10 protein-coding genes are annotated in these 12298 nt (G+C 41.0%); 5 read left to right on the top strand and 5 right to left on the bottom strand.

Annotated features, from left to right (window positions below; genetic code table 11):
* Positions 1–7: 7 nt before the first annotated feature.
* Together BM739_RS12270 and BM739_RS12265 are read right to left on the bottom strand one after the other, a co-directional pair.
* The gene (locus tag BM739_RS12270; protein WP_076541016.1) at positions 8–490 is read right to left on the bottom strand and encodes a YchJ family protein; all 483 of its coding nucleotides are present in this window, start codon (positions 488–490) and stop codon (positions 8–10) included.
* Positions 491–618: 128 nt separating this feature from the next.
* The gene (locus BM739_RS12265) at positions 619–1167 is read right to left on the bottom strand and encodes a nuclear transport factor 2 family protein (RefSeq protein ID WP_254843538.1); all 549 of its coding nucleotides are present in this window, start codon (positions 1165–1167) and stop codon (positions 619–621) included.
* A gap of 186 nt (positions 1168–1353) precedes the next feature.
* Here BM739_RS12265 and smrA point away from each other — a divergent pair, with 186 nt between their 5' ends.
* Positions 1354–1944 (top strand): DNA endonuclease SmrA, encoded by a 591-nt coding sequence (gene smrA, locus BM739_RS12260; RefSeq protein ID WP_076541013.1) that lies wholly within the window; start codon positions 1354–1356, stop codon positions 1942–1944.
* 113 nt (positions 1945–2057) lie between these two features.
* Here the strand turns inward: smrA and BM739_RS12255 are convergent, their stop codons facing one another.
* Entirely contained in the window at positions 2058–3941 is a 1884-nt protein-coding gene (locus tag BM739_RS12255; protein WP_076541011.1) for a M2 family metallopeptidase, read from the bottom strand.
* Positions 3942–4134: 193 nt separating this feature from the next.
* Between BM739_RS12255 and BM739_RS12250 the strand changes: the two genes are divergently transcribed.
* A complete protein-coding gene (locus BM739_RS12250; RefSeq protein ID WP_076541009.1) occupies positions 4135–4776 on the top strand; it encodes a TetR/AcrR family transcriptional regulator in 642 nt (213 codons plus the stop codon).
* A gap of 12 nt (positions 4777–4788) precedes the next feature.
* Positions 4789–7065 (top strand): acyl-CoA dehydrogenase, encoded by a 2277-nt coding sequence (locus BM739_RS12245; protein WP_076541007.1) that lies wholly within the window; start codon positions 4789–4791, stop codon positions 7063–7065.
* A 210-nt stretch (positions 7066–7275) separates the two neighbouring features.
* Here the strand turns inward: BM739_RS12245 and pyk are convergent, their stop codons facing one another.
* Together pyk and BM739_RS12235 are read right to left on the bottom strand one after the other, a co-directional pair.
* The gene (gene pyk, locus BM739_RS12240) at positions 7276–8715 is read right to left on the bottom strand and encodes a pyruvate kinase (RefSeq protein WP_076541005.1); all 1440 of its coding nucleotides are present in this window, start codon (positions 8713–8715) and stop codon (positions 7276–7278) included.
* Between the two features lie 207 nt (positions 8716–8922).
* Entirely contained in the window at positions 8923–9777 is an 855-nt protein-coding gene (locus BM739_RS12235) for a MurR/RpiR family transcriptional regulator (protein ID WP_076541003.1), read from the bottom strand.
* Positions 9778–10107: 330 nt separating this feature from the next.
* Here BM739_RS12235 and zwf point away from each other — a divergent pair, with 330 nt between their 5' ends.
* Entirely contained in the window at positions 10108–11580 is a 1473-nt protein-coding gene (gene zwf, locus BM739_RS12230) for a glucose-6-phosphate dehydrogenase (protein ID WP_076541001.1), read from the top strand.
* A gap of 9 nt (positions 11581–11589) precedes the next feature.
* A complete protein-coding gene (gene pgl / locus BM739_RS12225; protein ID WP_076540999.1) occupies positions 11590–12288 on the top strand; it encodes a 6-phosphogluconolactonase in 699 nt (232 codons plus the stop codon).
* Positions 12289–12298 lie beyond the last annotated feature (10 nt).

The raw sequence follows: 12298 nt of genomic DNA, 5'->3' as shown, positions 1-12298 counted from the left end.
TGGCGTGTTAGCCTGTTAACTTCATGCAGCAGGCTTTAAATTTTTTACCACTATGGCAGATACATGGGTCATTTCGCTTAGGTAAATCCGCGTTAAATTGCTCACCAGTAGTGTAAAACCACTTAGCGCCTTCTCGAACAAATTGAGATTTTTCATAGATCGCATCGATTTCACCGTCATGATAAAACCAAGCTTTAAAGGTCACAGTTGCCGTGGCGAGCTCATCTTGCGGCGCAAAATTAACCACCTCTAATCCCAGCCATCGAGTAAGCTCAGCCCCTTGAGACAAATCATTAATAGATAGGCCGCCGCGGTAGTTAGCGTGATGAGTGTCGATTAAATAAGGATAGTGTTGTAACACAAAGGCGCAATAACGCGAGCGCATCAGGATCTCAGCTGTGGCTGCAACCTGAGTGTTACTGTGGTATGGCTTACAACAATCTTCATAAGTAGAATCACTGCCGCAGGGACAATGTATTTTAGTAGTCATAGTAGCTGTCTTTTAAATGCAATGAGTAAAAATTGGCGATAAAGCGTTGAAGGCTTATCTTTAATGGCTTAAAGCACTGATGATTAAACTGGTTAATAAGAGTTTTAAACTAGTGGCTTTAACAATTGCTATGGAATTCGATGTTCTGCTTCAACGGGTACAGAACCCACTTCAACTTCATTTTCAACTGATTTTGATTTAGCTTCAGTATTAAATTGGCGACCATAATATAAGTTAGAAATGGGTTTAGCCGAATAGTAAAGCTCAGGGTTCATTTTGGTGTTTGAATCAACAATAAACTGCCATTGATTGTTAGCGTCTTTTTGTGACACAAAAACAAATTTCCCCGAGAATACACTTATTTGATCGCCTGTTTCTTTTTTAGGGTGGAATCGAACCAAATAAAAGCCAACGTCAGTGGCACTATCGTTAGTTAGCTTTCTATTGATGACTCGAAAATCGACTTCAATACGGGCTTCTCTTTTAGCAATTTTTTCAAAAAAATGCTGATAAAGTTCAACTATTTGTGGCTTACCGGTAATGATACCTTGATTTGGTGTTTCAGAAAGGTACACCGCATCATCGGTATACATGGTCTCTATGATACTGATATCTAAATTTTCAAAGCCTGACGCAAAAGTTTTATAGTTTTGGTTTATGATTTCGTTATCTGTCAAAGTTACAGCTTGGTTGAAAAAACTGATTAATGATAAGCAGGCAATAAAAAATATTTTATAATGAGGCATGCAATTATTTTGCTCTTAGTGATTCTAACAATAGTCATTACGACAATGGCAACACTATAAATTATTCGGTAGTGATACTAAAGTGGATAATCTTTACAAAGTGTGTAGGAACTAATAATGAATAACGATGACAGCGCACTGTTTTTAGCAGAAATGGCCGGGGTAAAACCCATTAAGGCCAATGATAGTATTTTTAGCTTCGATTCCGACATCGCAACAGAAGCGCAATTAGCAAGGCGAGCTGCTGCAGCGCAGAATGAGTACATTAGTAAACTTACTATAGATCCGATGATGATTAGCGCGGTTAAACCAGAAGACATGGTGAGTTACAAGCTTGATGGCGTTCAAGATGAAGTGTTTAGTCATCTACGGCTTGGTAAATATAAATATCAAACAGTGGTTGATTTACATGCTTATCGCTTAGTTCAAGCGCGGGAATACCTTATCGAGGCGATTATCAAAGCACATCATCGTGGTGAGCGTAATATTTTGGTAATTCACGGTAAAGGCTTTAAAAGTAAGCCATACCCAGGATTAATGAAATCAGCGGTGTGCCAATGGTTAATGCAGTTAGACGAAGTGCAAGCCTATCATTCAGCAACTCGCGCTGAGGGTGGCACCGGTGCAGTATTTGTTATGCTGGTAAAATCCGCTCAGCAACGAATTGAAGCAAGTGAAACCAATCGTAAAGGCAGCGGTTTTAGGTAGTCTACATTAGCGGCATCACTTAGCGTGATTACCCTTATAACAAGGCCCACTCACTAAAACAGTCAGTGGGCCTATTTGTTATTGGCCGTTCATTTAAAACAGCTAGCGATAAGTTACCAACCGCATTGACGGTTTTGTTGGCTATTTTGCTTATCTAACCACACTTGTAATGGCGCAAAATAATCAAGTACCGCTTTAGCATCCATGTTTTTAGTGCCAGTGACGATATTTAACGCTTCAGGCCACGGCTGACTTAAACCTGACTCAAGCATTTGATTAAGCTTATCTCCGGCGTCTTTATTGCCATAAATACTACAACGGTGCACTGGGCCTTCATTACCAGCGATTTCACATAATGCTTTATGGAACTGGAATTGAAGTACGTGGGCTAAAAAGTAGCGTGTGTAAGGAACATTGCCTGGGACGTGATATTTAGCACCTGGGTCAAAGTCTGCTTCACTACGTGCTATCGGCGCTTTAACGCCTTGGTATTTTTCACGTAAATCCCACCAAGCTTGGTTGTATTGATCTGGGCTAATTTCGCCATTAAATACTTTCCAGCGCCATTGATCGATCATCAAGCCAAATGGCATGAAGGCAATTTTATCAAGGGCTTGACGCAGTAACAGTCCGATGTCTTTTGATTCATCAGGTACTTCATCTAATAGGCCGATTTGTTTGAGGTAACTTGGCGTAATTGATAGCGCAATCGTGTCACCAATGGCTTCATGGAAACCGTCGTTTGCAGAACCTTTAAACAGGTGAGGTTGGTTTTTATAAGCGCGCTGATAATAGTTGTGACCTAATTCATGATGAATAACGGTAAAGTCTTCGGCGGTTTTTTGAATACACATTTTAATGCGAATATCGTCTTCGTTATCTAGATCCCAAGCTGAAGCATGACAAACGACATCGCGATCTTTAGGCTGCACAAATAATGAGCGAGTCCAAAATGTTTCTGGTAGCGCTTCAAAGCCTAATGATGAGAAAAACCCTTCAGCTTGCTCAACCATTTTAATTTCATCATAGTTATTGGCCGCTAAAAGCTCGGTAACATTGTAGCCAGGATCTGCATCATCAGGGGCGACAGTGTTGTAAATGGTTCCCCATTGTTGAGCCCACATATTACCCAATAGATGCGCAGGAATAGGGCCATTGTCTGGCGCTACCTCGTCACCATATTGCTGATTTAGTTCGCCACGGACATAACAATGCAGTGAATCATATAAAGGTTTGATATCACCCCAAAGACGGTCTAATTCAGCTGAAAACGCTTCAGGCTCCATATCATATTGACTACGCCAAAGTTCTGATAAATCGCTAAAGCCTAGATCTTGCGCGCCTTCATTGGCCAACTCAACTTCACGTTTAAATAATGGACGCATTGGTTTGGCTATTTCACGCCATCCTTGCCACGCTTCCAATAACAGTGCAGGATCTTGAGATTCAGCCATCAAATTTGACAATTCTGGCTGGGTTAAGCAGCGACCATCGGCAAAACAGTATTTCCCTTTACCGTATAAGCCATTCAGTTCTGAGCTAATTTGTGCAAGCTCAGCGTTTTTAGCAGGATCTAATGGCGCAGGTAATACCAAGCTACTGCGTAAAATATGTAACTTGCGAGCGTTAACAGGATCTAATTCGACCTTGGCATATTTAGCCGCTTCAGTGGCAAAGCCAACTGACATCGAAGTCATTTTTTCACTAATAGCAGCAGAAAGCGCAGCAGTATCTTCAGTAATAAAATTGCTATAAACCCATTCGGTGCGAGCACCTTCCACAGAGAGTTTGGCCAACTGTGCTTCAGCATCATTAATGAATGCGATTGCTGAAGCGCTATCAATTTTGGTTGTTTTTTCAGTTGATTGGCTAGCTGGTGGCAGAGGATTTGTGGTGGTTAAATTAATTTCTTCATCCATTTGTTGGCAGGCTGAAAGGCCAAGCGCCATTGAAATAACAACAGCGATTGTAGACGGTTGTTTAAAAGTGAACTTCATCTTACAGGTTTCCTTATTTTTATTTTCGACGACAGTTTACATAATTAACTTAAATATTGCATTTTAGTTGCAACTTGGTACGCAAAGGGTTGGTGCTATTGTGTTGAGATGTAATGGCTGCAAGAAATTAGATTGACAACTGTGCGCTCAATGTTTAATTTAAACGAGTGTTTTAATTGATTTGGGTCATGGAATGGCAGGCAGAACAGATACAAAAACAAGAATATTAGATGCTGCTGAAAAACTTTTCGCTGAGAGGGGCTTTTCAGAAACATCTTTACGTCTAATTACTAGTAAAGCCGAAGTTAATTTAGCTTCAGTTAATTATCATTTTGGTTCAAAGAAAGAGCTGATTAGAGCCGTATTAGCACGCTATTTAGATGTGTTCATGCCAAGCGCAGCTGCTGAAATAGATAGATTATTTAAAAATCCACAACTAGCCAATTTGAATGAGATATTTTCATCTCTAATTAATCCATTATTGGAATTAAACCAAGTAAGGCAGGGTGGAACAACGATATTTCTGCAATTGTTAGGTCGTGGTTATATCGAAAGTCAGGGCCATTTAAGGTGGTTTATCACCACGCATTATGGTGATTATTTAAAAGTTTTCGTTAAAGCGGTATCAGAAAGTGCGCCGCATATTCCGCCTGCAGAAATGTTTTGGCGACTACACTTTACCTTAGGGACCATTGTATTCACCATGGCTTCAGCTGATGCGCTTAACGAAATCGCAGAAGCAGATTATGGTGAACATAATGATACTGAAGCAATCATTCGCAAGGTGATTCCATATATGGCCGCAGGCGTTTCAGTGCCAATTTTAGCAAAGTAATAAGGGATTAACATGACTGTCGTTATACTGGTTTTAATAGCACTTGCTGTGTTATTTGGTGTGCGTAATTTAAGAATGCGATTTATCACCCGTCCGGTTTTTTCGTTTTTTAAGAAAGTACTTCCGCCATTATCTAGTACTGAAAAAGAGGCGATGGAAGCTGGTGATGTGTGGTGGGAAGGTGAATTGTTTGGCGGTAACCCAAACTGGAACACGCTTCACAATTACGGTAAACCCCAATTAACAGCAGCTGAACAAGACTTTATCAATAACCAAGTGCAAACAGCGCTCAGTATGATTGATGATTATGACATTGTTCACAACCGCAAAGACTTACCACCTGAGTTATGGGATTACTTCAAAAAAGAAGGTTTTTTTGCGTTAATTATTCCAACCAAATTTGGTGGTCGCGAGTTTTCTGCCTACGCCAACTCAACCATTGTCAGTAAAATCGCCTCTCGCAGCATTAGTGCGGCCGTTACGGTTATGGTTCCTAACTCTTTAGGCCCAGGTGAGTTATTAACTCATTATGGTACTGAAGAGCAAAAACAGCGTTGGTTACCTGCGTTAGCTAATGGCGATGAGTTACCGTGTTTTGCGTTAACTGGCCCAGAGGCGGGATCAGACGCTGGTGCAATACCTGATACTGGTATTGTGTGTCGCCGCGAGTTTAATGGCGAAGATACATTAGGGCTAAGCCTTACTTGGGATAAACGCTACATTACCTTGGCACCTGTAGCTACTGTGCTTGGTCTTGCGTTTCAAATGCGTGATCCTGACGGCTTATTAGGTGATACGGTTAATCTTGGTATTACCTGTGCGTTAATTCCAACTGATCATCCAGGTGTTGAAATCGGTCGTCGTCATAATCCATTAATGATGGCCTTTATGAACGGCACCACAAGTGGTGAAGATGTATTCATTCCACTGGATTGGATTATTGGCGGCCCTCAGTTTGCGGGTAAAGGCTGGAGAATGCTAGTTGAGTGTTTATCTGCCGGCCGTGGTATTTCATTGCCAGCATTGGCAACTGCATCGGGTCATATGGCCACTAAAACCACAACGGCTTATAGTTATGTAAGACAGCAGTTCGGTATGCCAATTGGTAAGTTTGAAGGTGTACAAGAAGCGCTAGCGCGTATTATCGCTAACACTTATCAATTAGAAGCGGCGAGATGTTTAACTACCACCGGTATTGATTTAAAAGTTAAGCCATCAGTAGTTACCGCGATTGCTAAATATCACATGACTGAATTAGGCCGTGATGTGGTAGAAGATGCGATGGATATTCAGTCTGGTAAAGGTATTCAGTTAGGGTCGAAAAACTATTTGGGTCACGCTTATATGGCTAGCCCAATTTCGATCACCGTGGAAGGCGCGAATATTTTAACCCGCTCGCTGATGATTTTTGGTCAAGGGGCAACACGTTGTCATCCTTATGTATTGGCTGAAATGGAAACTGCGGCGATGGAAGATCAAAAAGCTGCCATTAACCGTTTCGATTCATTATTAATGGGCCATATGACTTATGCTATTCGAAATGGTGTGATGGCTTTCTTTAATGCATTAACAGCAAGTAAAACCAATTCATCGCCAGTGAGTGGTACCACTCAGCAGTATTACCGTGATATGAGCCGTATCTCGGCAGCTTTAGCGATAATGACTGATTTAGCGATGTTGGTCATGGGCGGTGATTTAAAACGTAAAGAGATGATCTCAGCACGTATGGGCGATGTGCTAAGTCAATTATACCTAGCATCAGCAACCTTAAAGCTGTTTGAAGATAATGGCCGTCAACAAGATGATTTACCGGCTGTGCATTATGTCATGACAGAAAGGTTACATCTTGCCGCTAAAGCATTGGAAGAGGCTGTTCGTAACTTCCCCAATAAGTTTGTTAGCGTATTGCTTAGAGTGATCATATTCCCATTAGGTAATCACTTTAATGCGCCAACTGACAAGCAAGCAACGACCTTAGCAGATGGTTTCATGCAGCCTTCGCCAGCAAGAGATAGGTTAACTTTCTTATGTGCTGATTTTGACGGAGATAGCAGCGGCATTGCTGAAGTTGAGCAAGCATTTACAGCTAAATATGCTTGTAAAGGTTTGTACTCTCGCCTCAAGAAAGCCCAAAAAGCTGGTACTCTTGATGCGAAACAGCCAATGCTTGACTTGTTTAACCAAGCTTTAGCCAATGAAGTGATTAATCAAGCAGAGTTTGAACAGCTACTTGATGCCAATGAAAAGCGCTTAGCCGCAATTCATGTCAATGACTTTGAAAGCCTATAATCGAAAGTTAACTGACGTTTTATTGTAACGGTCTAGCGTTGCCTGAGGTTTGAATGTTAAACAAGTAACTAATGTTTAAGCCTTGGGGTACTGTTAGCCTGAAATATTGACGACACACAATTTTCTAAATCAAAACACACATATTTAGCACATAAAAAAACCACCTAATCAGGTGGTTTTTTATTAGCTATTTGAAGCAATTAACACATATTAAGCAACAACAAGTACTTTACAAGTGTTAGTGCCGCCAACAGTTTCCATTGCATCGCCTTTGGTCATTAGCACCATGTCACCTGATTTAAGGTAACCAGCTGCAGCAACCGCTTTTAACGCTTCTGATGCTAATGCATCAGCAGGGTAGGCTGTAGAATCAAACTGAACTGGCATAACGCCACGGAATAAAGCCAATTTAGCTAGCGTCTTTTGATGACGAGACAGTGCGAAAATTGGTAATGAAGAGCTGATGCGCGACATTAACTTGGTGGTTTCGCCTGATTCGGTCAAGCTGATGATAGCTTTAACGCCTTTTAAATGGTTCGCAGCATACATAGTTGAAAGCGCGATAGTCTCTTCAATAGAATCGAATGTTTCATTCATTCTATGCTTAGAAGACATAACCGAAGGATGTTGCTCTGCGCCTTTACAAACATTGCTCATTGCTAACACTGTTTCTTCAGGGAAATCACCGGCAGCCGTTTCAGCTGAAAGCATCACTGCGTCAGTACCATCTAATACTGCGTTCGCCACGTCCATAACTTCAGCACGAGTTGGCATTGGGCTTGAAATCATTGATTCCATCATTTGAGTTGCAGTAATAACAACTTTGTTCAATTGACGTGAACGACGGATTAGTTTCTTTTGTACTGCAACTAATGCAGCATCGCCAATTTCAACACCTAAGTCACCACGGGCAACCATTACTGCGTCAGATGCTTTAATGACATCATCCATTGCTTCATCAGTACCAACAGCTTCTGCACGTTCTACTTTTGATACGATAAGTGCAAAACTGCCCGCATCTTCAGCAAGTTTACGTGCTAAATCTAAATCAGCGCCAGTACGTGGGAAAGAAACGGCTAAGTAATCAACCTGAATTTGCGCAGCAGTTAAAATATCTGCTTTGTCTTTTTCAGTTAGTGCAGGGGCTGTTAATCCGCCGCCTTTTTTGTTGATACCTTTATTATTAGATAAAGGACCCGCAACAGTAACACTAGTGAAAACTTTACGACCTTCAACAGATTCAACTTTAAGCTGAACACGGCCGTCATCAAGCATAAGGATGTCACCAATGACAACGTCATTTGGTAATTCTTTATAATCGATACCAACTTGTTTCTCGTCACCTTCACCTTTAGCAAGATCTGCATCTAAAATGAAAGTATCACCCAAATTTAACTGAATTTTTTTGTTATCTTTAAAGGTAGATACACGAATTTTAGGGCCTTGCAAATCACCTAATACAGCGACGTGAACACCTAACTCTTTAGCAATATTGCGAGCGTCAGTAGCACGTTTAAGATGATCTTCTGGTGAACCGTGTGAGAAGTTAAGACGTACAACATTTGCACCAGCGGCAATGATTTTACGTAGGTTGTCATCGCGGTCGGTTGCAGGTCCAAGTGTCGTAACGATTTTAGTTCTGCGGAACATAAGATACTCCGTTAATTTAAAAGAAAAAGAATTCGGTACTAAATATGGGTTTATATTAACAGAGATTTTCGACTTTTGTAGGAAAGTTACGAACAAAAAGATCGTTTTTGATATATATATTTGTGACCGAGTCGAGTAAATTCAATAAAAAAAGGCCGAACAGTCAATACTGTTCGGCCTTTCGGACAGGTAATTATTCAGTAATAATTAGATGGTAAGATCTTTATTTACCCGAGATTCTTTCAATACTTCTTTTACCCGTTTTAGATTATCGCGAAAACGCGGGCCTCTTCTTAAGGTAAAGCCTGTGGCTAACACATCAATAGTAACCAGCTGTGCTAAACGTGAAGCCATAGGTAAGTACATGTCAGTATCTTCTGGGACTTCCATGGTAACAGGCAGGGTACATTCGTGAGACAGTGGCGAGTTACGAGCAGTAATACCAATCACCGCAGCGCCATTTTCACGGGCAATTCGGGCTATTTCAATTAATGATTTAGTACGACCAGTGTGGGATATAAGTACAACGACATCACCTTCATCGCAGCCAATACAGCTCATACGTTGCATTAATACATCATCAAAACAAATGACCGGAACGTTAAAGCGAAAGAACTTATTTTGCGCATCGTGAGCAACCGATGAGGATGCTCCCAGGCCAAAAAACGATATTGTTTTAGCTTGCGTTAAAATATCTACGGCTTTATTGACTGCAACCACATCAAGGCTTTGACGGGCTGTATCAAGGGATGCCATTGAAGATTCAAAGATTTTTGTTGTATAGGATTCAGGAGAATCATCTTCTTCAACATGGCGGCTTACATAAGGTGTACCGTTAGCAAGACTTTGGGCCAAATGTAACTTAAAATCAGGGAAGCCCTTAGTATCAAGTCTGCGACAAAAACGATTTACAGTGGGTTCGCTAACGTCAGCCATTTTGGCAAGCGTAGCAATACTAGAGTGAATCGCAGTTTGCGGAGAGGACAGAATAACTTCTGCAACTTTTCGCTCTGACTTACTAAATTGTGTAAGGCTTTTTTGGACTTTCTCAAGGGTATTCATAAGTAATTGTCCGCTAAAATGGATGATGTAATTTTATATCATAAATTACAATTTAGGAGGAAATGAAGTAATTTTCATACCTCTGGAAACGATTATAAGCCGTTTATTTTTATTTTTTGTAACTAATCTATGATAGTAAAGTAATTTAACAACCAAAATACTATCAGGTTTTATGTGAAAAAGGCTAGATGTAACATATACCAATAATTGTAAAATTTTGATGCACTAATTTAATTCTGTTGTTATATTACAACAAAAGTGTGCTTTTATTCACTGGCAGCTAAAAATGGTTTGCCTGTGAACACGCATAATAAAGGAGTATTTTAAGCAATGAGTAACTCATCACTAGGCGCCAAGGCTTGCGATTTTGTACTTTTTGGCACCAAAGGCGATTTAGCTCGCCGTAAATTGTTACCTTCTCTCTATCAGCTTGATAAAGCGAATCTATTAGATAAAGACACGAAAGTTATTGGTGTCGCTAAAGACGCCTTTACTCAAGAAGAGTTCATTGAGCTTGTCAATAAAGCATTAAACACTTTTGTCAAAGACGAGCTATGTGAAGAGACCCTTGCACGCTTTATCGCTCGTTGTCATTATATTGGTACTAATTTTACAGATTCTGAAGGCTACAAAGCATTCCATGGTCTATTAGAACCAACTAAACGTGTCATGGTCAGTTATTTCGCCACGCCTCCGTCTATCTTTGGTGAAATATGTCGTTGTCTTAACGAACAAAACCTTATCCATTCCGACACCCGCATCGTGCTAGAAAAGCCCATCGGCACTTGTCTTGCGTCATCTAAAGTCATTAACGACAAAGTTTCTGAATTCTTCAATGAAAATCAAGTTTACCGAATTGACCACTATTTAGGTAAAGAAACGGTTCAAAACCTTATTGCACTGCGCTTTGCTAACTCATTGTTTGCTTCTAAGTGGGATAACCGCACCATTGATCATGTACAAATCACCGTAGCTGAAGAAGTCGGTATTGAAGGTCGTTGGGGATACTTTGATACTGCCGGTCAAATGCGCGATATGATCCAAAACCATTTATTGCAAGTGCTGACGCTTGTGGCAATGGACCCGCCGGTAAATTTAGATGCTGATAGCATTCGTGATGAAAAAGTAAAAGTACTTAAGTCATTACGTCCTATTACCCCAAACAACGTGTTTGAAAACACGGTTCGTGGTCAATATTCTAGTGGTTATTTAAAAGGCTCACCTGTTCCTGGTTATCTTGAAGAAGAGGGTGCTAATGTTAAATCCAACACTGAAACCTTTGTAGCGCTTCGCGTTGATATTGATAACTGGCGCTGGGCTGGCGTACCGTTCTACTTACGTAGCGGTAAGCGTATGCCATTTAAGAGCAGTGAGATTGTGGTTTACTTCAAAAACCCGCCACATAATTTATATCGCGACACCATGCGTAACTTACCACCAAACAAGCTGACTATTCGTTTGCAACCCCATGAAGGTGTTGAAATTCAAATGATGAATAAAGTGCCTGGCTTGGAAGAAAAGCAGCGCATTCAAACCACCAAACTTGATTTAAGTTTCACCGACACCTTTAAAAACGAACGCATTGCCGATGCATACGAACGTTTGTTACTTGAAGCCATGTTAGGCAATCAAGCATTGTTCGTGCGCCGTGATGAAGTTGAGCAAGCCTGGACTTGGGTCGATGGCATCATCAACTCTTGGGAAAATGGCGGCGAGAAGCCTAAGCCTTATCCAGCAGGTACATGGGGCCCTGTGGCTTCGGTAGCTTTAATCACTAAAGACGGTCGTTCTTGGGACGAGTAAGGAAATATTATGATTAAAGAATCAGTATTTAAAGCATTTGAAACCCCAGCGGCTCTTGAAGCTAAATTGGCAGACAAAATTGCCAGTCAATTACAAGATGCGGTAGATAGCCGTGGCAAAGCAAGCCTAGTTGTTTCTGGTGGCTCAACACCGCTTAAATTATTTCAATTACTAAGCAATAAAGCGATCGACTGGAGTGATGTTTATATCACGCTTGCCGATGAACGTTGGGTAGATGCAGAAGCTGCAGATTCTAACGAGCGCTTAGTAAGAGCGCATTTATTACAAAATCGCGCCGCAAGTGCCAAGTTCCGTGGATTAAAAAACATGTTTGATAGCCCTGAAAAGGGTTGCGACATGACCATTGAATCTCTGGCGAATTTCCCTAAACCATTTGATGTTGTGGTTTTAGGTATGGGTACAGATGGCCACACTTGTTCGTGGTTCCCTTGCAGTAAAGAATTAGAAAACGCTTTTACGACTGATTTACTTTGCGCAGCTGTTAATCCAACGACTGCGCCACATGCACGTATTACCTTATCCAAAGGTGCCATTTTAAACAGTCGCCAGATTTATCTGCATTTAGTAGGTGAGTCAAAACTATCCGTATATCGCCAAGCTTTGGAAAGCGACGATGTGAATGCAATGCCAATTAGAGCCGTATTAGCGCAGCGTAAAACGCCCGTTGATGTGTTTTATAGCGCGTAAAGGAGTTAAC

The sequence above is a fragment of the Shewanella sp. UCD-KL21 genome, from assembly GCF_001957135.1.
In the GTDB taxonomy this organism is placed as follows: Bacteria; Pseudomonadota; Gammaproteobacteria; order Enterobacterales; family Shewanellaceae; genus Shewanella.
Note: the sequence above shows the minus strand (reverse complement) of the source record. Positions and strands in the feature narration are given on the sequence as shown.

Bases quoted from the DNA above. Each gene is read 5' to 3' on its own strand.
- BM739_RS12270 (WP_076541016.1), bottom strand. From the start codon at position 490: ATGACTACTAAAATACATTGTCCCTGCGGCAGTGATTCTACTTATGAA.
- smrA (WP_076541013.1), top strand. From the start codon at position 1,354: ATGAATAACGATGACAGCGCACTGTTTTTAGCAGAAATGGCCGGGGTA.
- BM739_RS12255 (WP_076541011.1), bottom strand. From the start codon at position 3,941: ATGAAGTTCACTTTTAAACAACCGTCTACAATCGCTGTTGTTATTTCA.
- BM739_RS12250 (WP_076541009.1), top strand. From the start codon at position 4,135: ATGGCAGGCAGAACAGATACAAAAACAAGAATATTAGATGCTGCTGAA.
- BM739_RS12245 (WP_076541007.1), top strand. From the start codon at position 4,789: ATGACTGTCGTTATACTGGTTTTAATAGCACTTGCTGTGTTATTTGGT.
- pyk (WP_076541005.1), bottom strand. From the start codon at position 8,715: ATGTTCCGCAGAACTAAAATCGTTACGACACTTGGACCTGCAACCGAC.
- BM739_RS12235 (WP_076541003.1), bottom strand. From the start codon at position 9,777: ATGAATACCCTTGAGAAAGTCCAAAAAAGCCTTACACAATTTAGTAAG.
- zwf (WP_076541001.1), top strand. From the start codon at position 10,108: ATGAGTAACTCATCACTAGGCGCCAAGGCTTGCGATTTTGTACTTTTT.
- pgl (WP_076540999.1), top strand. From the start codon at position 11,590: ATGATTAAAGAATCAGTATTTAAAGCATTTGAAACCCCAGCGGCTCTT.